Below are 21130 nucleotides of genomic sequence, written 5' to 3'. Positions count from 1 at the left end.
GCCTTTGCGCGCCAGCGTGCGCCACGAAGACAGGTATTCGCCCGAACACCATAACGATCTGCGACTTGCTGAACCGTTACGCCTGGATGCAAGCTTTCTGAAACAAATCAGTGCCTTGAAAGCAGTCGACCACTGGCGAGGCTTGCCGCGCTTACTCTGATCGGTTGTGAGAAAATCTAATCGAGGCTCCATGGAGAAACTCCGCTATGTATATTGGCGAAATCTCAATGACAGATCAGAAAAACGAAAAATAGATGGGACCAAAACACCGCTACACAGCAGCAGAACAGCTCACCTGAAAGCTTCTTGCCATACCCTGGCCAAATGGCAACGATAGTTTCGAGTGATTTGCAGGTTAAGCAGTTCAGGCAAAAATAATTCGTGATTATTGGCGCAAGCAATTGGGCAAAAACCGTGACCAGACATTGGTCGCCAGGTATTGGCAAAAAAATGCTACTGGCTTTATGTCGGGTTAAGTTGCAGTCATATTGCCAAAATCATCTCAAATCGTGAAACTTCATATTTTGAGGCATTAGATAATTATTCAAACCATAATCATCTCTTCTTCAAGGTGAAAGTATATTCATCATTAAAACAGCCTGATGAACCCGGCTATGCATTATAATTTATCCGGCCGATTACGACTAAGAATAAAGATTATATACAACGTGGAAAGGCTGGATGGCGGAGTGGTTACGCAACGGATTGCAAATCCGTATAGTCTGGTTCGATCCCAGATCCGGCCTCCAATTATTTATATTATTGCAAATTCCCTTCCTATCCCAGCCATCTATACACTGCTGAATTTTGTCATTCATTATTTAATGATTGACAAAAAATAATACGTGAACAAAATAGCAACAACCTACTTGATGAGTCCAAAAAATCACTTGGATTGAAACATATTTCATTGCATTGGTTTGTTTATGGAGTGCTGTAGATTGCAAAAAGACAATGCACAATGTCTGTCATTTTATTAATTTAAGGAATACTCATGTTAAAAGTAATTGCGCAGGATTTTATAAAGCCAGAAAAAATCCAGATTGTTTTACCTCTTTACAAAGAGCTGGTTGAGAAAACCAAATGTGAGCCATTGTGCATTGCTTATGATCTCTACATAGATCAAAAAGACTCCGGCCATTTTATTTTTATTGAAGAATGGCCGGATAGAAATGCTCTGGATCAACATTGTGCATCAGAACATTTCATGCGACTTGTACCACAAATCAATGCGCACCAACGGCAGGCTCCGTCCTTTATCATGATGGACGGATTTCCGTTACCGTTTACAACATTTCCTGCTGGATAAAAATGACACTCATAATACGAACCGCACGGATTGATGATGCAGCAGGAATGAGCGCTGTACTGCGCGAAATTATTGCCAGCAACGGGCGTGAACGCCCCGCAGATATTGATTTTATTATTTTCAATTATATCAATAACCCGTCTAATATCTTATGTAGTGTCGCTACAGACGAAACTGCCGAAATTCTCGGCTTCCAATCGCTCATCCATGCACGCGAAGGAAATCGTTTTAATGTACCGCAAGGTTGGGCAATCATCGGTACACATATCAGTCCAAGAGCTCATCGACGAGGTGTAGGCAAAGCTCTTTTCTCTAAAAGCAGGATAGCTGCCGAAAAAGCCAATATCGAAAAAATTGATGCTTATATCGGTGCAGATAATATAGCCGCGCTATCTTATTATGAATCCATGGGGTTTAAGACTTATCGTGAACTGGATAACGTTGTACAAAAGGCCTACTCGGTTTGTTCAGATAGTTCGTAAAAACCGCGCTTCCATCCTGCAACCACATATCCAAAAAACATCTCAACCTGTCAGTTGACAATACTAATATGACGATAGAAGAAATCATAGCGACAGGTAAAGTTTCCTCCGGTAAAAAAGCGGGATATAATCTTGAGCATCCAAATGCCGAAATTAAACAGCCAATCTACCATTGGACAGACACCGCAACTGGTATTTGTAACTGACCGGGGTTACCTAAAACCTACGCTCTTCACATTGTGGAGTGCTTTGAACCATTTTTCGGGACCTGTAATTGTACATTTTTGGGGTGATCAACTAACTGAAAATGACTGGAGCGAGGTCAAACGGGTAGCGCAGACTAGCCCCCTTGTAACTCTCAATTGTTTAGCTTTAACCGATGAAGATATCGGTGGCAGAAAACAAAACGACACTCGGTTGACTGCTGCGATGTTGGGTCGTTTACGAATAGCTGAAAAACTTTCCGGTAGAATCCTCTATATTGATGGTGACACACATGTAAGAGGTGATCTGGCACCCTTGTTCTCAATCGATCTTAACGGCCATCTTATCGGTGCAGTTCGGGATTTTGTCGTTGCCAAATGGGCGGCGCTTGATCTTACGGTTACTAAAAAGCATTCTCACCGTATTGCATCACTGCAAAAACTTCTCGGCCAAAATGATATCTCAAAATATTTCAATTCCGGCGTTCTCCTCATTGATACGGATGCCATTCGGGCTGAGCCAAATGTTTATGAGGCGATGCGAAATGTTACTGCGGCCAATAATTACGAATTGGCTGATCAGGATCATCTGAACAAGGTCTTTAATGGCAGAACCCTTATGCTTAATCCCGCCTTCAATTCGTCGTGGTCGCGCACGAGGCGGCAAAGAAATAATAGTCTATCTCTGGGTGGCAGTCTTGATGAGTGCACGTCATCGCCAGATTGTATTGTCCATTTTCATGGCACGCCAAAACCTTGGATAAAGGCGCGAAAAGATATTTGGAAAGCCCGCGGACGCGCAGTTTGGCGCTACCGGCGCGCTCAGAAAGAATTCCAACGGATATTTCCAGATATTAAATTCTAGAACACTATAATTTCTTGATTGTTCAAAATTGCAGAGGCGGACACTCTTCCTGCCCTGCCAAAACCAGATACGTTTATATGATACACTGAAATCAAACACCGGCCATTAAAATAACCGGCATAGCCTCATTATCCAAACTGTCCCTGTTTAAAGACATTGTACCTTACTAACCATTCTCCCTATCGGTGAATGGCAGTAAAGGAACAGGATATGAGCATAATGTCTTCTGTCAAAGATTGCTTCGTACCCATTCATAAAAAGGGCTATCCATTTTTATGTCTAGGCCTTATTGCCACTGCCGGACTCAGCATGCTGTCCGCTTTTCTTTTCTGGCCAGCTTTCATCATTACTATCTGGGTCGGATATTTCTTCCGTGATCCTTATCGTATCACACCAGTATCCGAGGGCATTGTTGTTTCGCCTGCCGAAGGTCGTGTCAGTATGATTACTGAAGTGGCACCGCCACCAGAGCTTGGTTTGCCAAATGAACCGATGCTGCGCATTTCCATTTTCATGAGTATTTTTGATTGTCATATAAACCGCATTCCAGTCAGCGGAACAATTAGCCGTATCGCCTACAAATCAGGAAAATTCTTCAATGCAGAACTGGACAAAGCCAGCGATCATAATGAAAGAAACGGGCTGGTTGTTGAAACCCCATATGGCCTGATTGCAGTTGTGCAGATTGCAGGGCTCATTGCCCGACGTATTGAACATTGGGTCAGCGAAAATGAAAAAATGGAAGTTGGTGACCGTTTCGGGCTTATCCGTTTCGGCTCACGCCTTGATGTCTATCTGCCGCTTGGAACACCATTAAATGTATCAGTTGGTCAATTTGCAATCGTTGGCGAAACTGTGCTGGCGCATTTAAATGATAGAACAAATTCTAAATATTACAAAACCAGCTGAACACAACAACCACGCCCATGACTAAATGGGAGTGGTTGTTTTTGATCTGGCGAGACAGATTACTTTTTGCCGTAACCGCCACCGGTTGGTGTAATAACCGTAAAGGCTTCGCCAGCTTGCAACACGACCTGATCGCAACCTTGCAGAACTTGAAAGGTGCCGTCCAAGCGACGCACTTCATTACGCCCAAGTTCACCTTCTTCGCCGCCTTCCAGCCCGAATGGCCGCACGCGGCGATGTCCGGAAAGAATGGCAAATTCCAGCTCTTCCAATGCACGGATGGTGCGGTGAGTACCGTCACCGGCTGTCCATTGACCACATCCGCCTGAGTTTTTGCGTATATGGAAATCTTCCAACATAACAGGAAAACGCGACTCCAGAATTTCAGGATCTGTCAAACGTGAATTGGTCATATGTGTGTGCACCGCATCCGCGCCGTTAAAACCTGGCCCTGCCGGAGCACCCGAACAAATCGTTTCATAATACTGATATTCATCATTCCCGAATGTCAGATTATTCATTGTGCCTTGTGCGGCAGCCATCGCTTTGGTTGCACCAAACAAGCAGTTGGTGACAGCCTGACTGACTTCCACATTACCGGCAACAACTGCAGCTGGATAATGCGGCGACAACATCGAACCTTCTGGCACAACAATTTTAATCGGGCGCAAGCAACCGGCATTCATCGGAATATCGCCTTCAGCCAATACGCGGAAAACATATAGAACAGCCGCACGGGTTACAGGCTCAGGTGCATTGAAATTATTCGATTGCTGTTTTGAAGTACCGGTAAAATCAACGATTGCTTCACGGTTTACACGATCGACAGTAATATTGACTTCAATTTTACAGCCCTGATCCATTTCATAAGAAAAACCACCATCCGGCAATTGATCCAGCACACGGCGCACACTTTCCGCAGCATTATCCTGAACATGCCCCATATAGGCTTTCACGACATCTTCGCCGAAATAGCCAATCATTTTGCGCAGTTCAGTGACGCCTTTTTCATTAGCGGCAATCTGTGCTTTCAGATCATTGACATTTTGAGTCAAATTGCGAACCGGATATGTCGCACCGTTCAATAAATCAGCCAGTGCATCTTCACGGAAGTGACCTTGATCGACCAGTTTAAAATTGTCGATATAGACACCTTCCTGCTCGATATTGACCGCTAATGGCGACATTGATCCCGGCGCAATACCACCAATATCGGCATGGTGACCACGGCTGGCGACCCAGAAGCGGATTTCTGTTTCTGTATCATCGAAGACAGGTGTACAAACGGTCAGATCCGGCAAATGTGTTCCGCCATTATAAGGCGCGTTAATCAGGAAAACATCACCCGGTTTAATCACCGGATTTTCACGAATTGCAGTTGCAACTGATGCATCCATCGAGCCCAGATGCACAGGCATATGCGGTGCATTGGCAACCAGATTGCCGGTCGCATCAAAAACAGCACAGGAAAAATCAAGGCGCTCTTTGATATTCACTGAATAAGCAGTATTTTGCAGCGTTACGCCCATCTGTTCAGCAATCGACATGAACAGATTATTGAAGATTTCCAACATCACCGGATCAGCATCCGTACCAATCGCCACACGTTGCGGTAAGGCTTTTATACGGGTCAGCACCATATGATCATGACCGGTCAGACGTGCCTGCCAGCCATCTTCGATTACAATGGTCTGGTTTTTTTCAATGATAATAGCAGGGCCGGTTACGGTCTGGCCGCGCTGCATGGTTTCACGCACAACAACTGATGCATCATGAAAAGCGCCATGCGAATAAAAGCGGGTATGACGGGAGGCTGTGGCTTCTCCTGCTTCACCAGCAGAACTTTGCGCTTCGCCTTCACCAGCGCCACCACCGACGGTTTCAAGCTCTACCGCATCAATCACCAGTGCTTTATTTTCAGCAATAAAACCAAAGCGGCGCTTATGTGCCGCTTCAAACTCAGCGCGCAAACGTTCTGCTGCATCCACTGCCGGATAGGTAGCATCAATCGAAAGCACGGTATCTGTACCAGAATAACGGATATGCGCACGCAAATGCGTAGTTATAACGTCTTCTTTAACGCCTTGCGCCATTAATTCCGCTACACATTCTTGCGCCAATTCGCTACCAAGGGCGAATAATTGCACAGGCGCATCTTTATCAAGATCAACGCCCAAAGCTTTTTGGCGGGTGGCACGAATATCGGCCAAGCCCATTCCATAAGCAGATAGCAAGCCTGACATCGGATGAAGCAGAATATTTTTCATACCCAATGCATCAGCGACCAAACACGCGTGCTGCCCGCCTGCCCCACCGAAGCAGTTTAGCGCATAACGGGTGACATCATAACCGCGTTGTACTGAAATTTTCTTGATCGCTTCAACCATGTTGGCAACGGCAATGCGGATGAAGCCATCGGCAACGCTTTCAGGCGAACGGCCATCGCCGATTTCGTCCGCCATTTGCGTGAATAATTCACGTACCCGTTCCACATCGAGCGACTTGTCTTGATTAGGCCCAAAAATGGATGGAAAATAATCCGGCATCAATTTGCCAAGCATCACATTGGCATCGGTCACTGCCAAAGGCCCGCCGTTGCGATAGCAAGCTGGGCCCGGATTAGCACCAGCAGAATCAGGACCAACGCGGAAACGCCCAGCATCAAAATGGAGGATCGAGCCGCCACCGGCAGCAACCGTATGGATCAGCATCATCGGCGCGCGGACACGTACACCTGCAACTTCTGTTTCAAAAGCACGCTCATATTCGCCATCAAAATGGGCAACATCTGTCGATGTCCCCCCCATATCGAAACCAATAACCTGATGGAAACCAGCCGTTTCACCGGTACGCGCCAGACCGACCACACCGCCCGCAGGGCCGGAGAGAATCGCGTCTTTACCCTGAAACATATCCGCCGCCGTCAAGCCGCCGGACGACATCATGAACATGACGCGCGCACCCGTGCGCTCCACGTCCAGTTCGCGTGAAACCTGCGCCACATAACGGCGCAAAACCGGTGACAAATAAGCATCAACAACGGTTGTATCACCACGGCCAACCAGTTTAATCAGCGGGGATACTTCATGACTGACCGAGACCTGTTCGATGCCGATATCGCGCGCGATTTTGGCAACTTTGGCTTCATGTTCCGGAAATTTGTAAGCATGCATGAAGATGATCGCGACAGCATTATAGCCTTCAGCTTTAAGCGCGCGCAAAGCGCTTTCAGCCTGGGTTAAATCAAGCGCTGTATCAATGCTGCCATTAGCTAATATACGCTCGTCAATTTCCACAACCTGATCGTAAAGCGCTTCCGGCTTGATGATTTCAGTTGCAAAAATATTCTTGCGCTCCTGATAACCAATGCGAAGCGCGTCTCGGAAACCCTTGGTGGTCACGAGTGCCAGTTTTTCGCCCTTGCGTTCCAGCAATGCGTTGGTTGCAACCGTTGTGCCCATACGCACTTCACCGATAGCACCTGTCGGAACCGGTTCGCCATCTTGCAAGCCAAGATGTAAGCGAATGCCCTGAACAGCAGCATCTTTATAAGCGGACGGATTTTCTGAAAGCACTTTGCGGGCATGAAGCTGCCCTTGAGGGTCACGGCCGATAACATCCGTAAATGTACCGCCACGATCAATCCAGAAGTCCCAGACTTGCGAAATCTGTGGTGCCGTTCCGCTCATTATCGGATTCCTTGTGAAAAATTTACCATTATCCGGAGTGTTTATCAGAAAAGATTGTTTCATTTTATTGACAAAATGTCGATAAGATGGTGACATAAAATACATGAGTTTGGGAGCAAGGCAATATGAGCAATAAAAAAACCAGTGTGAAGGCCAGCGGGAAGGATGGTGGCAATTCAGCATTTGCAAACATGAATTTGCCCGAAAGTACTTTGCCAGAACATTTGCGCAATGCCCCCTCCATCACACCCATTGTTTCTTCTGCTCATTTAGCTGAAGGTGGTTCCACCGCATTATCAGAAGTCGAATATGGCTTGATTCTTGCCTCCCACGCCTTTTCCCGCTGGATGGTTCGCTGCATGGCGGCAGCAGGATTGCCGGGTCTCTCTCCGATTGAAATCCTGATTCTGCATTCCATCCGCCATCGCGGACGTGAAAAAAAACTTGCTGATATCTGTCTTGTTCTTGATATTGAAGACACGCATATTGCCACTTATGCCCTGCGGAAACTGGAAAAAGCCGGACTGCTCACCACTGGTAAAGCAGCAAAAGAAAAAACTGTTCGTATAACAGAAAAAGGTGCTGAAGCCTGTGCGCATTACGCGCAAATCCGCGAGCGCTTGCTTGTGGGACCAACGGCAAGTGCACGCCCATCTGAAGAAACCCTGTCGGAAGTAGCGGCTCTGCTACGTTTCATGTCAGGTGCATTTAATCAGGCAGCCCGTTCTGCCATTACACTATAAAGGATGACCGGAGTGAACGACGCACAGCTTCGCCAAACAGCTGAAATCCAGCCATTGCTGGAAGTCAAAAATCTCTCCGTCGAGTTCGGCACTGCGCGGGTCGTCGACCAATTGAGCTTTTCTGTCAAACCCGGCAAAACTTTAGCCATTGTTGGCGAATCCGGCTCCGGCAAATCCATCACATCGCTTTCAGTAATGCGTCTGGCTGACATGCAAGGAGCGCAATATCCGGAAGGCGAAATTCAATTTACTGGTTCCAAAGGCAGATTAGACCTGCTTGAAACTGAGCAGAAAACGATGCGTCGCATTCGTGGCAAAGAAATTGCCATGATTTTCCAGGAGCCGATGACCTCGCTTAATCCGGTTTTCACCATTGGTGACCAGATTGCCGAAGTGTTGATGTTGCATGAAAAATTATCGAAAAAAGATGCGTTGAAAGAAGCGCAGCGCCTGCTTGAAATGGTGCGCTTGCCCGATGCGGCAGGCTTGTTGTCACGCTATCCGCATCAGCTTTCCGGCGGCATGCGTCAGCGCGTGATGATTGCGATGGCGCTCGCCTGCCGCCCAAAACTTCTTATTGCCGATGAACCAACCACAGCACTGGATGTCACCATTCAGGCGCAGATTTTGCACATCATTCGTGATCTCCAAAAAGAACTGGAGATGGCCGTGATTTTCATCACCCATGATATGGGTGTTGTCGCTGAAATGGCCGATGATGTGGTGGTAATGTGGAAGGGCAAGAAAGTTGAGGAAGGCACGGTTAATGATATTTTCGCTAATCCTCAGCATGCTTATACAAAAGTTCTACTCTCTGCCGTGCCAAAACTTGGCAGCATGGCCGGTGAAGATTTCCCGATCAGAACACCGGTCACGATCCTTGAAGACGGCAAGCCTGTTCAGGTCGGCGAAACGCGTATTCAAAATACAGCACGCCCTGAACAGCCGCCGCTCTTGTCGGTACGCGATCTTTCCGTTCGCTTTAATATAAAGAAGAATATTTTCGGACGTGTCACTCATGTCTGTAATGCTGTGTCGCAGGTCAGTTTTGATATTCATCCGGGCGAAACGCTGGCATTGGTGGGTGAATCCGGTTCGGGCAAATCCACGATCGGGCGCACCATCCAGCAGTTGCAGCAGCCTCTTTCCGGCGATATGCGTTTTAATGGCAAAGCCTATTCCGAAATGAGTGCCGCTGAACGTTTCCGTATGCGCCAGCAAGTGCAATATATCTTTCAGGATCCGTTTGCGTCGCTTGATCCACGTAAAACCATTCGCTTTTCCATTGCCGAGCCAATCCGCACGCATGGTCTTATTCTAGATGAAGCTTCCATTACCAAGCGCGTTGACGAATTACTTGAGCGGGTCGGCTTAAGCTCTGCTGTTGCCAACCGCTATCCGCATGAGTTTTCCGGCGGACAGCGTCAACGTGTATGTATCGCACGTGCGCTTGCATCAAACCCGAAACTCATCATTGCAGACGAGGCTCTTTCCGCACTTGATGTGTCCATTCAGGCGCAAATTATCAATCTGTTCATGGATTTACAAAAAGAGCACGGGCTCGCATACCTCTTCATCAGCCATGACATGGCAGTGGTTGAAAAGATGAGTCATCGCGTTGCGGTTCTTTATCTCGGCCAGATCATGGAGATGGGGTCACGCCGGCAGGTTTTTGAAACGCCGTCTCATAATTATACTCGTCGTTTGCTTTCTGCCGTTCCTGTGGCCGATCCGCTGGCACGTACCAATCGTGTTATGCTGGAAGGTGAAATTCCAAGCACCACCAGACGGATCGAAGACAAGCCGCAAATATGGCAATATGAAGAAGTGGCCAATGGCCATTTTATTGCACTCAACACATAAAACCAGACAGCTGAATATTTAAAAAAGGGAGTCGAGAGCATGAGACTAAAAACCATTTTCTCCAGTCTGGCATTGGCGACAGCATTATCTGCCGTTGCCCTGTCAGCCTCACCGGCATTTGCTGCCGGCAAAATGACCGTATCCTCACCGCAAGATCCGGGCAGCTGGGATCCGATTGACACTTTTTTGGTCAACTGGGCATCCGTTGCCACCAATATCTATGACGGTCTGGTCTATCGCGGCCCTGATCTGAAAATCGTCCCGGCTCTGGCAACATCATGGGAAGAATTAGACGAAGGCAAGCGCATTCGTTTTCATCTTCGTGAGAATGTAAAATTCCACAATGGCGAAGACTTTAATGCTGAAGCCGTAAAATTCACTTTTGAACGCCTGCTCGGTGAAGAAGGCGGCAAGGGCCCGCAGCGCTCCAATTATGTAGCGATTGATAAAGTTGAAGTCATCGACGATAAAACCGTTGATTTCCACCTGAAAGACACCGATCCGGTTTTGATGACCAAGCTGGCCGGTTATGGTGCGATGATCGTCCCACCAAAATATATTCAGGAAAAAGGCGATGATTTCTTCAACGCCAATCCTGTCGGTACCGGCCCGTTCAAAGTCACCAGCTATAAGCCAAAAGTCGGCATCCAGATGGAAGCATTTGCAGACCATTGGGGCGGCGCGCCAAAGCTTTCCGAACTGGAATATCGCTTTATCACTGAGCCTGCAACGGCTGTTGCAGAACTGCAAGCCGGTCGTGTTGATCTCGTGATCCCGCCAACCATTCCAATCAGCATGATCCCAACCATTCAGAGCGATCCGATGCTTGAGATCGTGACAACTGCCGGCCCGACCGTTCATTCTTTACGCTTTAACACCCGTGACGGCATCACCGCTGATCCGCGTGTGCGTAAAGCTTTAATCCTCGGCGTTGATCGCGACACCATCATCCAGTCTATTTTGGGTGGTCAAGCAGAACCGATCGGCAGTCTGCAAGGCTCATTATCTTTCGGTTATGATCCTGAACTGAAGCCGCTTCCTTATGATCCGGAAGCTGCCAAAAAGCTGCTTGCTGAAGCAGGTGTTAAACCAGGCGCGAGTGTTCAGATCGATATTCGCGGTAATGATGCGACTTTGAACGAAGTTGTTCAGGCAATCTCCAGCTATTTGCAGATGATCGGCATTACGGCGACCATCAAACCATACGAAACCAACGTTCTTCTGAATGACATCATTCCGCAGGGAAAAACCGGCGCGATGTTCCAGCAGTCATGGGGCGGTTGGACATTCGATTATGATAATACAGCTTATTCCATGTATCACACCGGTGAAAAGTGGAACCCGTATGATGATGATCCGAAGATGAATGAAATGCTTGAATCCCAGCGCGCGATCACTGATCGGGTAAAGCGTGAAGTCATCTTGAAAGACATAGCAAAATACGCCGCCGAACGCGCTCTGGAAATGCCGCTTTATAACCAGAAAGCAATTTACGGCATCAACAAACGCGTCAAAGATTTCGTACCGGCACCAGACAGCCGTCTGCGTCTGAATGAAGTCAGCGTCGATTAATACAACAATAAACCGCGCCGATTTTGATCGGCGCGGCAATTCCTTGATATTATAAAGGATCATCATTTTGGCCGGTTTTCTGATCAAACGAATTTTACAGGCGATCTTTGTCGTCATTGTTGTGACACTGACCGTCGCTTTTGCAATCCGTCTGACCGGTGATCCGGCGCTGATGCTCACCCAAGGCGCAGGCAGTGTCACCGAGGCCGATCTGGAGCGTATCCGTGAAGGTTTGGGCTTGAACCAACCATTCATCGTGCAATATTGGAACTTTATTAAAGGCCTGTTCACGCTTGATTTTGGGCGCAGTTTCCTTGGCGGAACACCGGTCAATGTGCTCATTAAAGACGCGCTTCCTGCCACTTTGAAGCTTGCCTTTGCCTCGATGATTGTTTCTATTATCGTATCCATTCCGCTCGGCATTAAGGCCGCAACATCGCGCGGCAAATGGGCAGATCAGCTGATCCGTATCCTATCGCTCGTCGGCCTGTCATTTCCAAATTTCTGGCTTGCAACTATGTTGGTGCTCGTCTTTGCCGTCAGCGTACAATGGCTGCCGCCAAGCGGCATGAACGGCTTTGAAAGTTACATCATGCCTGCGGTCACGATGGGCATTATTCTCACCGCCACCAATGTGCGACTGGTGCGCACTGCGATGCTCGAAACTTTACAATCGCAATATATCATGGTTGCCCGTGCCAAAGGTTTGAGTGAAAACAAAGTTCTCTACAAACATGCCTTGCGCAATTGCGCTATTCCACTGATCACTTATTTCGGCCTTCAATTTGGTGGTCTGCTTGGCGGCATTGTGGTCGTTGAGCGCGTGTTCAGCTGGCCGGGCATGGGAACGCTGGCTTTTGATGCCGTTTCCGGCCGTGATTACCCAGTATTGCAAGCAACCATCACCGTATTGTCGCTCTTGATTATCGGTGTCAACCTTCTGGTCGATATTGCCTATGGCCTTGTCGATCCACGCATCCGGACGGAGTAGAATATGGCCGCGAAAACTTCCTCTTCCCTGCTGTTCTCCCGTTTGCTCAGTCTTGAATTTATTCTTGGCGTTGGTCTGACAGCAATCATCTGCTTAGCCGTTCTTTTTTCCGGCCTGCTCTTTCCAAATGGCGCGGATAAAATTGATCTGATGGCGCGTCTTACCCCGCCATTTACCAACATCGCGCATATTTTCGGCACTGACCCCCTTGGGCGTGACGTGCTGGCGCGCGTGGTCACAGGCGGTAAAATCTCGCTGATGGTCGGCTTTATATCAGTCGCTGGCGCTGTGGTTTTTGGCGTTATCATGGGGCTGATTGCCGGTTATTATCGCGGGTTCTGGGATATGTTGGTCATGCGCTTTGCTGACGTGCAATTAGCGCTTCCTTTCATCCTGCTGGCGATTACTTTTATCGCCATTGTCGGAGGTGGGCTGGTGAATACTATCGTCCTTCTGATTGTCTCACAATGGGTGCAATATGCCCGCCTTGTCCGCGGTTCGGTACTGGCATTGCGTGAACGCGAATTCATCCTTTCTGCGCGTGCAATCGGCGTGAAAGACTGGCGCATCATTTTCCAGCATCTACTGCCTAACTTATTGGGTCCTGTTATCGTGTTAATGACCCTCAATGTTGCCAATAATATTCTGCTGGAATCCAGTCTGACATTTTTGGGTCTCGGTGTTGATCCGACCATTCCAAGCTGGGGCGGGATGCTGGCTGATGGCCGCACCTATTTGCAAACCGCATGGTGGGTGAGCGTTTTCCCAGGGTTAGCAATTTTGCTGACCGTTCTAGGTCTTAACCTTCTCGGCGACTGGCTGCGTGACAGCCTTGATCCGACAGGGAGAACATCACGATGACCATTATTTTTGAAAATAGCTTTGAACGCAGCATTGATCAATTACTGGCTTTATGTGGCTCTCCGGCAATGCACGGCGCTTTCATTGAAGCATGGCTTTTTGACGACGAACAAAGCCGTAAAACAACAGAAAAAAAGCTGAACGCACTTGGTGTTGAGGCTAAAATACATAGTGCCTATAAGCCACTTGTGCATTTTTTTCTTGAGGGTGTTGATTGTACATCCGTCAAAGACATCAAAATCGCTTATCCATCGCATGAAGCCTGCGCGCCAAACCGCTTTTTGCTGGAAACCTATCCGCTGACAAAATTGGTCGGTCGTGCAAGTGTTGATTTTACACCGTCCGGCAAAGAAGACTTCATCTATTACGTCGAGCTGACCTATCAGGACGGTCGCGTAGAGAGCCACGAAGTCTTTGCACCCAATCGCGTTCATCAAGATGCTGTTGGCGAAACACTTTTGTCACCAACAGGCTGGCTAAAAATTACCCGTACAGATGGCACAACATCAGAGCGCTTTGAAACAGATTATGAAAAGATGTTTCATGCCGGTATTACAGCTGTCACTACCTATCCATGGGGGGTGAGCGAGCCATATTTTGAAGAGCTTAATATTAGCGTTCGTCTGCCTGCAAAAGACAAAAAGCTGGCCTATGCCGAAGAAGCCATTAGCTTAAGCGAAGCTTTGCATGAAGATTTCTATTTCTCTCTTTTAGAAGTTTTTCAGAAAAAATCCGGTCGCCCACTCGGTGATCGCGGGCTGCAACCGGGGCAAATTGTACCTGAAATCACCTATGCAGACCAAGCACCTTCCATCTGCATCACCATCCGCCCGCTTTCGACCATTGATGCAACAGGCGACGATCAAAAGCTTGAAACAGCTCAAACGCCTCTTTTTGCGGCTCAAATTTTAGCAGAACTTGAGCAAATCGGTGGAGAAATTTATCAAAGTAAATCCCGTTCCGGCCGCACGGTTCATGGACGCTATATCAAAGGCAGTGATCAGCCAATGATCATCAGTGCCGGCCAACATGCCAATGAAACAACAGGTGTTGTTGGTGCCTTGCGTGCGGCTCGTCAGCTGAAAGCCCGCAGTTCGGCGCATTTCACCATTTCGCCGCAAGAAAATCCGGACGGCTACGAGTTACACCGTCGTTTATGTGCCGCTAATCCGAAACATATGCACCATGCAGCGCGCTATACCGCGATGGGTGATGATCTGGAATATCGCAGTGTTGAAAATAATGGCGACAAGCTTTGGGAAAAAGCGATCCGCATTCAGGCCGAAAAATTAACGGGTGCAAAACTGCATGTCAATTTGCACGGCTATCCGTCGCATGAATGGACACGCCCGCTTTCAGGTTATGTCCCACGCGGTTTTGGCATGTGGACACTACCTAAAGGCTTCTTTCTGATTGTTCGCCATCACAGTGAATGGCTAAAACAATCCGAAGAGCTGGTTGATCATGTCACCCGCCACCTATCCGCCATTACAGGACTTGTTGACTATAATAATTCGCAAATTGCATTGTTTGAAAAGCATGCCGGCGAAACCGGCTTTCGTATCATCAATGGCTTTCCGTGTCTGATCAGTGTCGATGACCGTCATATGGTGCCGATGACACTGATTACGGAATATCCGGATGAAACCATTTATGGTGACGATTTCATCCGCGGTCACACTGCACAGATGGAAACCGTTCTTTCCGCTTATGATGCTTTGCAAAATTTAAGCAGAAAAAACTTGCTGGTATAAATTATGAACGGCGTTTCTTTCACTAAGACGCGCCTTTACTTTAAAAATCATTTTGGAGATTTTAATTAGCGGCGTTTGAATTTTTAGTACAAATTTCACTCAAATAATGAGCCGTCGTTTTGTTCTCGTAATTCCTCCTCACTTGAGGCGAACAGGTACGCTCCAGAATGAATGCTTGCATTGATAATTTACTATTATCAATGCAAGCCGTATTTCAAACCTGACCCCACCTATTCGCGTTAAAAATTTATGCATTAACGCCTGTCGGCTCGCCAATGGATAACATTAAACGATTGGCCCAATTGAAAAATGCCGCACCATGAATGACATCGCTTATTTCTGCATCATCAAAACCGGCTGCACGTAAACGCACGACATGATCTTTATTAAAGGCAGGTGGTGTTGCGGTGAGCGCAACAGAGGCAGCAACGATCGCATTCCATCGCTCTCCCAGATCAGCATCAATCCCCTCATCAAGCAAGCGCTGCACATCTTCTTCCCGTTTGGAAAAATGCGACGCAAAACGTGCATGAACTGATGCGCAATAAATGCAACCATTAAATCGCGACGCGGCGGTTGCTGCCAACTCACGCTCTGCACGGGCTAGGCCATCCTTGGTATTGTAAAAAATATCTTTGTCTGTTTTTGTGCGTGTTTCCAGAATATCCGGATCCCGCACCAATAATGTGAAATATGGATTTTTGGCACGAGCAGGCTCTACCAGAGCTTGCCTGTGTCTTTCGCTCAGTTCACCTTCTGCCAAAGGTGCCAGCCAAGGCGTCCAGCCGACTTGAGCTTGTGTAAAAACAGTCGGTCCGTTCTCAATATGGGGTTCGATCACTTGTTCTGTCATGGAATTGCTTTCAAAAATTAAGCTTCGGCCAATATTTTCAGTCCGCTGACCACACGCAACTGGAAAGCCAGAAAGGATATAAGCTGGGACAAGGTGATAATGCCGGTTGCTGACCAACCAGCATTGGTGAGAATTTTCAAACGGTCAGGGTTTGCATCACGCGGATGAAAAACGAGAAAATGTGCGTGCGTTAGAGCTGCCCACAAGCGCTGTGACACGACTTGCGCATGTTCTTTAGATTGTACAAAGGACGGGCCATCCTGATCTTCTGCACTTAATGGCCCTTGTGGGAAGTGCCCATAAGGCCCTTCTGCTTTATTTGTTTGCGCAATTTTTCTGATTATATCAGCAAGTTGTTCACCATCAGGCTGATTTTTCAGCTTTGTTTCATAAAGTTTGCGGCTGGCCACGTCCCCATGTAGCTCTGAAACAAAAAGTCCGACTGCAAGGCGCTCGGTAATTGAAATTTCGGTCTCGTTGGCGGGTTGAAACAAAACCTCCCAACTTGCTTGTGCCTGCTCTTTGGTAACAGGTCGTCTTGCCCTCAAATGATCAAGTGAAGAGCCGGCTTTAACACCGGCCAGCTGATCAATAATATCCTTATTATGCGCGCTCATGTTTGCTCCTCATTCTGCTGCTACAAGCTTTGATGATGATTGTTTGTGCCAACCCAATGCCGGAGCGACATATTGCGCAGTCAGTTCAATAGAACGCAAAATATCTTCATGCGGCGGATCAATTGAATGCACCTGAAACACCAGATCGGTGCTGCGTGCCAAAGCAGTATCCTGCTTTAATGATGCGATAACATCGTCGGGTGTGCCGACGTGACTATCAAATACGCGGATCAGATCTTCGACATTGCGTGCTTGAACAGGGAGCCCGCGTGCTGCCATTTTAGCCGCAAAATCACTCAAGCCATATTCTGCCAATTGTAGTGCACGTTTGCGATCTTCTGCAACAAACAAGCTGCGCGAACCAAGGATTCGCGGCGTTTTTCCTTCCGGAAGTGCATTCAGATAAGCATCGATGATCGGGTTTTGAATATCGGACAAAGACGCATCCGGATTTTGGGGATCGCGCGGTTGGGTGCGTGACAACATCAGCCCGTCACCACTAAGTCCTGCTAATTTTGAGCCTAAAGCGGAAAATGTTGCGAGCCAGACATGATTGATGAGATGTGGCGCTGTCGGATAAAGATGATTGCCACCATTTAAGCGAATGCCACTCCAAGCGTCACGCACAAGCTGAAGATTGGCAGCATAAACCTCGCCTCTTTTGTCGCTGTCGACCCCGAAAGTTTCAAAAGATTCCCGTGTGCCACCGGTACCAAAGCCTACTTCCAATCGGCCATTGGACAGCAAATCCAGAACTGAGGTATCTTCCGCCACACGGATCGCGTTTTCCATCGGCAGTGTAATAACACCAGTGCCAAGACGAATATGCGATGTACGGGCACTGACATGCGCCAGAAAAACGGCAGGGGACGGCAAGCCGCCTTCGTCGGCATGAAAATGGTGCTGAGCCACCCATGCACTGTCAAACCCGTGTTTTTCAGCATGGATTATTTGTTCACTTACCAAACGATAACGCTCGCCCGCATCGGCCTGATCCAGCACCCGCGTAAAAAATCCGAGCCGTTTGGGCTTGGTTGAAATCGTCATAATCTAATCCTCGACCTATCAGAAATCAGTTGATGCAGTATGTGTGCTTTTCATCATGAAAAACCCAAAGATCGACATCATTCATGCAACCGCTGATACAGTTCCTTGTAAAACCGGCAGCAAATATTGTTTTTCACTCAAACGCCTAACCTGTGGTGTCTTCCCCGAAAAACGCTCATTGCGTCGTTCAGCTTGTTTTGCAGGATCAGCCACCGGCGCACTGGCAATAAGCTGGCGCGTATAAGGATCCTGCGGATTATCCAATACGGAGCTGACAGAGCCGGTTTCAACGATGGCACCATTACGAAGCACAATGACCGATCGGCAAATATTACGCACCACCGCCAAATCATGACTGATAAAAAGACAGGCAAAACCATATTCATTTTGCAAATTTTCCAGTAATTGCAAAATATCTGCCTGAACGGATACATCGAGTGCCGATGTCGGTTCATCGGCAATCAATAATCTTGGTTTTAGAGCCAAAGCACGGGCAATCGCGATACGTTGGCGCTGACCACCTGAAAGTTCGGACGGTAATCTCTTTTCCCAACCGCGCGGCAACCCAACCTGCTCAAGCAATTCCGCAACACGCGTTTTAATCTCTTGCGCGGTGAAATCAGTCTGCGTTTGCAAAGGTTCGGCAATGGATTGCCCGATTGTCACGCGCGGATTGAGTGAGCTTGCAGGGTTTTGAAAAACCGCTCCTATATGCTTGCGCCATTGTTTAGATTGGGCTTTTAAACCACCATCAATAAAGGCATCCGTGAAGCGGATGGAACCTGCATTGGGTTTCAGTAATCCCAGCAGACTTCTGCCAATCGTGGTTTTGCCTGAGCCGGATTCCCCGATCAGCCCCATGAAGGAACCGGCATGAATGTCAAAAGATACACCTTTGACAATCTCTGTGCGCCGTCCAAAGCCACTTGCATAGGCAAGACGCACATCACGCAGCTCGACAATGACCGGTGCATTTTTTGCCGATATGATTTTTGGTTTTGATCGTGCAGTTTGCTGATCCGGCACTGCTGCTAATAATTGGCGCGTATAGTCTTGTGATGGTTTGGCAAATAATGTGTTTGCTGATGCAGTTTCGACAATTTCACCCTGACGCATCACAATGACACGGTGCGCCAAATCAGCGACAACGCCCATATCATGGGTGATCAACAATAGTGCCATTTGCTTCTCTTGGTTGAGGCGATAAAGCAGATCAAGAATGTCCTGCTGCACGGTCACATCCAAGGCCGTTGTTGGTTCATCGGCAATCAGAATTTCCGGATCTCCGGCCAGCGCCATTGCAATCATGATGCGCTGCAACTGACCACCGGAAAACTGATGCGGGTAGCGCGACAGTCGTTTTTGTGCATCATTAATGCCAACCTGATTTAACAATTCGGCAGCACGCTCCAACCGGGCCTTTCGGGGCATTTCCGGTTTGTACAGGCGAATGGCTTCATCTAACTGAAAACCTATTGAAAAAACCGGATCAAGTGCGCCAGCCGGATCTTGAAAGATGACCGCAATGCGTTTGCCACGAATATCCCGCATGACTTGCTTGTTTATATTAATCAGATCATGCGTAGCAAAACCTACAAATCCTGTAACTTTTGCATTGCCCGGCAACAGGTTAAGAATAGCCATCGCAGTTGCAGATTTTCCTGAACCGCTTTCGCCGACAATGGCTAATATTTCACCTTTTGCCAATTCAAAGCTGATATTTTTGACTGCCTCAACATAGCCATTTCCATCCTGAAAACGAACCGACAAATCATTAACCGTTAAAATTTCCTTTTTAAGCGCTAGCGGCATGTCACACCAACCCTTCATCTACCCAGCGGTCAAGGCGTGGCAGGGTAACGGCATAAACCAGCAAAGCTTTGCGCAGATTTTCAATTGCTACAAACTCGTCAGGGCCATGTGCCGACCCGTTTTCAGCCGGAATGAAATCCGGTCGTGCATTCACAGCCTCGCCTTGAAACAGAAGCGACGGATCGCGTCCGAAACCCGGACCAAAGGTGATTGAATTTGGCAACACGCGTGCATGGGTTCCGCCACCCATGGAAAAGGGTTGGGTTTTTGCTTCAGCCACTGTGTCAAAACTATTTTGCAGCAATTGTACCAAGGAGCTGTTCTTGTCAAAATGAACGGGTTTGGCGTCGCGCTCAATGTCAATATGACCTTCAAACGGACGGATATTTTCTTCCAAAACTGTCAGTAATTGGCCAACATTGGTCGATATCGGATAACGTATATCCAGATGCAATGTGATACCATTTTCATCACCACTAATAAGACCACCATTGAGGGTCAGTTTTCCTGTTTGTTCGTCCTCATCAGCCACACCGGCACCTTTGCCCCAAGGATCGGCCAAAAGACCTGCGATCAGTTTGGCAAGTTCAAGATCGGCACCTTGCAATGTGTCTGCTTCAATCAGTGCACGTAACAAAAGCGGAATAGGATTAAGCGTATTTTCCGGAAATGCTGCATGTCCTGATTGCCCGCGCGCATGCAAGATAAGGTCGGCGCCATCTTGTCCTACACTAATCTTTTCCCTCAGATCAGCTGAAAGGGACGCTATTTTTTCTTCCCACGTTTTAATATCTCGATCTTTTAAGGCCAAAGTTGCTGATGCAGGCACCGCATTGGCGGCCACACCTGCTTTTAATCCCGCAAGGACAGATCCTTGAACAGGCAAGCGAACCACAAGATTTAGCCCGCCTTTTTGTGCATAATTTACCGGAAACCCGCCGTCAGTAATGATGGACAAGCGCGGCACTGGGCCGTGTTCGGCAAAATACGCAATATCTGCCATCGATGTTTCTTCCGCCCCGCCATAAACAATGCGCAAACGACGTTTGAAACCAACACCAAGCTCACGAAAAGCGCGCAGCAAATAAAGGTCGAGTAAGGCTGGCCCTTTATTATCCGATGATCCTCGACCAATAATGAAGCCGTCCCGCTCAAATGGTTGATATGGCTCGAAAGTCCAGTTTTCACCCGCTGGCACGACATCAAGATGAGACACCAAGCCGATATCTTCATCGATAGATCCATCATCACCCAAGATTGAAATGGCATAACCATCATGACGCTCTGTTTTAAAACCGAGTGCATGTGCGCGTTCAATCACGCGATCAAATAAACGTGCCACTTCAGGGCCGAAGGGCGCATCAGGCGCGGCTTTATCGGCGTCACTCACACTTGGATAGCTCACCCAATCAATCAGATCGGCAATAAATTCTTGTTTATGTGCTGCAAACCATTCATCGATACGACCGAGAAAAGCCTGTTCGTTGGGAGAAAGAACACTTGCTTCTTGTAACTGATTTAAAAAATCGCTCATCTTAATTTCCTTTCAAAACCATATAC

The 21130-nt window shown here is 47.8% G+C and carries 16 protein-coding genes and 1 tRNA gene; 11 read left to right on the top strand and 6 right to left on the bottom strand.

Going from position 1 to position 21130, the window contains the following annotated elements; all coding sequences use genetic code 11:
* The first annotated feature begins 675 nt into the window (after window positions 1-675).
* The 5 genes from ACI0FR_RS13505 to ACI0FR_RS13485 all read left to right on the top strand — a co-directional run bounded on the left by ACI0FR_RS13505 (window position 676) and on the right by ACI0FR_RS13485 (window position 3768).
* Window positions 676-749, top strand: a tRNA-Cys gene (locus tag ACI0FR_RS13505).
* Window positions 750-994: 245 nt separating this feature from the next.
* On the top strand, window positions 995-1309 hold the full coding sequence (locus ACI0FR_RS13500) for a putative quinol monooxygenase (protein ID WP_404907107.1): 315 nt from the start codon (window positions 995-997) through the stop codon (window positions 1307-1309).
* Between the two features lie 47 nt (window positions 1310-1356).
* Complete coding sequence (locus tag ACI0FR_RS13495; RefSeq protein WP_374833400.1) at window positions 1357-1791, top strand: GNAT family N-acetyltransferase; 435 nt, start codon at window positions 1357-1359, stop codon at window positions 1789-1791.
* A 132-nt stretch (window positions 1792-1923) separates the two neighbouring features.
* Window positions 1924-2859: a glycosyltransferase family 8 protein gene (locus ACI0FR_RS13490; RefSeq protein WP_404907111.1), complete on the top strand. Its 936-nt coding sequence runs from the start codon at window positions 1924-1926 to the stop codon at window positions 2857-2859.
* 210 nt (window positions 2860-3069) lie between these two features.
* Entirely contained in the window at window positions 3070-3768 is a 699-nt protein-coding gene (locus ACI0FR_RS13485; protein WP_374833396.1) for a phosphatidylserine decarboxylase, read from the top strand.
* A gap of 59 nt (window positions 3769-3827) precedes the next feature.
* On the opposite strand, the gene ACI0FR_RS13480 is transcribed toward ACI0FR_RS13485, so the two are convergent.
* Entirely contained in the window at window positions 3828-7457 is a 3630-nt protein-coding gene (locus ACI0FR_RS13480) for a hydantoinase B/oxoprolinase family protein (RefSeq protein WP_404907114.1), read from the bottom strand.
* 191 nt (window positions 7458-7648) lie between these two features.
* On the opposite strand from ACI0FR_RS13480, the gene ACI0FR_RS13475 reads away from it, so the two are divergent.
* The 6 genes from ACI0FR_RS13475 (at window position 7649) to ACI0FR_RS13450 (ending at window position 15241) form a co-directional block, all read left to right on the top strand.
* Window positions 7649-8200 (top strand): winged helix DNA-binding protein, encoded by a 552-nt coding sequence (locus tag ACI0FR_RS13475; RefSeq protein ID WP_374833496.1) that lies wholly within the window; start codon window positions 7649-7651, stop codon window positions 8198-8200.
* A gap of 12 nt (window positions 8201-8212) precedes the next feature.
* Window positions 8213-10063 carry an ABC transporter ATP-binding protein gene (locus ACI0FR_RS13470; protein ID WP_404907116.1) on the top strand — a complete coding sequence of 617 codons (1851 nt, stop codon included), beginning with the start codon at window positions 8213-8215 and terminating at the stop codon, window positions 10061-10063.
* 39 nt (window positions 10064-10102) lie between these two features.
* Window positions 10103-11635, top strand: a complete 1533-nt coding sequence (locus ACI0FR_RS13465) for an ABC transporter substrate-binding protein (RefSeq protein ID WP_404907118.1) — start codon at window positions 10103-10105, stop codon at window positions 11633-11635.
* A gap of 67 nt (window positions 11636-11702) precedes the next feature.
* Window positions 11703-12626 (top strand): ABC transporter permease, encoded by a 924-nt coding sequence (locus ACI0FR_RS13460; RefSeq protein WP_374833388.1) that lies wholly within the window; start codon window positions 11703-11705, stop codon window positions 12624-12626.
* Window positions 12627-12629: 3 nt separating this feature from the next.
* A complete protein-coding gene (locus tag ACI0FR_RS13455) occupies window positions 12630-13487 on the top strand; it encodes an ABC transporter permease (protein WP_374833386.1) in 858 nt (285 codons plus the stop codon).
* Window positions 13484-15241: a M14 family metallopeptidase gene (locus ACI0FR_RS13450; protein ID WP_404907120.1), complete on the top strand. Its 1758-nt coding sequence runs from the start codon at window positions 13484-13486 to the stop codon at window positions 15239-15241. The genes ACI0FR_RS13455 and ACI0FR_RS13450 overlap by 4 nt, the downstream gene beginning before the upstream one ends.
* 247 nt (window positions 15242-15488) lie before the next feature.
* On the opposite strand, the gene ACI0FR_RS13445 is transcribed toward ACI0FR_RS13450, so the two are convergent.
* The 5 genes from ACI0FR_RS13445 to ACI0FR_RS13425 all read right to left on the bottom strand — a co-directional run bounded on the left by ACI0FR_RS13445 (window position 15489) and on the right by ACI0FR_RS13425 (window position 21104).
* Window positions 15489-16094 carry an alkylhydroperoxidase domain protein gene (locus tag ACI0FR_RS13445; RefSeq protein ID WP_374833382.1) on the bottom strand — a complete coding sequence of 202 codons (606 nt, stop codon included), beginning with the start codon at window positions 16092-16094 and terminating at the stop codon, window positions 15489-15491.
* A 17-nt stretch (window positions 16095-16111) separates the two neighbouring features.
* Window positions 16112-16711 carry a CMD domain protein gene (locus ACI0FR_RS13440; protein WP_374833380.1) on the bottom strand — a complete coding sequence of 200 codons (600 nt, stop codon included), beginning with the start codon at window positions 16709-16711 and terminating at the stop codon, window positions 16112-16114.
* Between the two features lie 9 nt (window positions 16712-16720).
* The gene (locus tag ACI0FR_RS13435) at window positions 16721-17758 is read right to left on the bottom strand and encodes a putative FMN-dependent luciferase-like monooxygenase (RefSeq protein ID WP_404907123.1); all 1038 of its coding nucleotides are present in this window, start codon (window positions 17756-17758) and stop codon (window positions 16721-16723) included.
* 81 nt (window positions 17759-17839) lie between these two features.
* Window positions 17840-19570, bottom strand: a complete 1731-nt coding sequence (locus ACI0FR_RS13430; protein ID WP_404907125.1) for a dipeptide ABC transporter ATP-binding protein — start codon at window positions 19568-19570, stop codon at window positions 17840-17842.
* A 1-nt stretch (window position 19571) separates the two neighbouring features.
* Window positions 19572-21104, bottom strand: coding sequence for a Sapep family Mn(2+)-dependent dipeptidase (locus ACI0FR_RS13425; RefSeq protein ID WP_404907126.1), 1533 nt, complete (start codon window positions 21102-21104; stop codon window positions 19572-19574).
* Between the last annotated feature and the right edge of the window lie 26 nt (window positions 21105-21130).

Source organism: Paenochrobactrum sp. BZR 201-1, assembly GCF_044987585.2.
Taxonomy (GTDB): Bacteria; Pseudomonadota; Alphaproteobacteria; order Rhizobiales; family Rhizobiaceae; genus Paenochrobactrum; species Paenochrobactrum pullorum.
The sequence above is the reverse complement of the archived record's forward strand: the minus strand, read 5'-3'. Positions and strand labels throughout refer to the sequence as shown.

Coding starts and splice junctions, on each gene's coding strand:
- ACI0FR_RS13480 (WP_404907114.1), bottom strand. CDS start 7,457: ATGAGCGGAACGGCACCACAGATTTCGCAAGTCTGGGACTTCTGGATT.
- ACI0FR_RS13425 (WP_404907126.1), bottom strand. CDS start 21,104: ATGAGCGATTTTTTAAATCAGTTACAAGAAGCAAGTGTTCTTTCTCCC.
- ACI0FR_RS13455 (WP_374833386.1), top strand. CDS start 12,630: ATGGCCGCGAAAACTTCCTCTTCCCTGCTGTTCTCCCGTTTGCTCAGT.
- ACI0FR_RS13500 (WP_404907107.1), top strand. CDS start 995: ATGTTAAAAGTAATTGCGCAGGATTTTATAAAGCCAGAAAAAATCCAG.
- ACI0FR_RS13445 (WP_374833382.1), bottom strand. CDS start 16,094: ATGACAGAACAAGTGATCGAACCCCATATTGAGAACGGACCGACTGTT.
- ACI0FR_RS13495 (WP_374833400.1), top strand. CDS start 1,357: ATGAGCGCTGTACTGCGCGAAATTATTGCCAGCAACGGGCGTGAACGC.
- ACI0FR_RS13435 (WP_404907123.1), bottom strand. CDS start 17,758: ATGACGATTTCAACCAAGCCCAAACGGCTCGGATTTTTTACGCGGGTG.
- ACI0FR_RS13475 (WP_374833496.1), top strand. CDS start 7,649: ATGAATTTGCCCGAAAGTACTTTGCCAGAACATTTGCGCAATGCCCCC.
- ACI0FR_RS13430 (WP_404907125.1), bottom strand. CDS start 19,570: ATGCCGCTAGCGCTTAAAAAGGAAATTTTAACGGTTAATGATTTGTCG.
- ACI0FR_RS13440 (WP_374833380.1), bottom strand. CDS start 16,711: ATGAGCGCGCATAATAAGGATATTATTGATCAGCTGGCCGGTGTTAAA.
- ACI0FR_RS13465 (WP_404907118.1), top strand. CDS start 10,103: ATGAGACTAAAAACCATTTTCTCCAGTCTGGCATTGGCGACAGCATTA.
- ACI0FR_RS13450 (WP_404907120.1), top strand. CDS start 13,484: ATGACCATTATTTTTGAAAATAGCTTTGAACGCAGCATTGATCAATTA.
- ACI0FR_RS13485 (WP_374833396.1), top strand. CDS start 3,070: ATGAGCATAATGTCTTCTGTCAAAGATTGCTTCGTACCCATTCATAAA.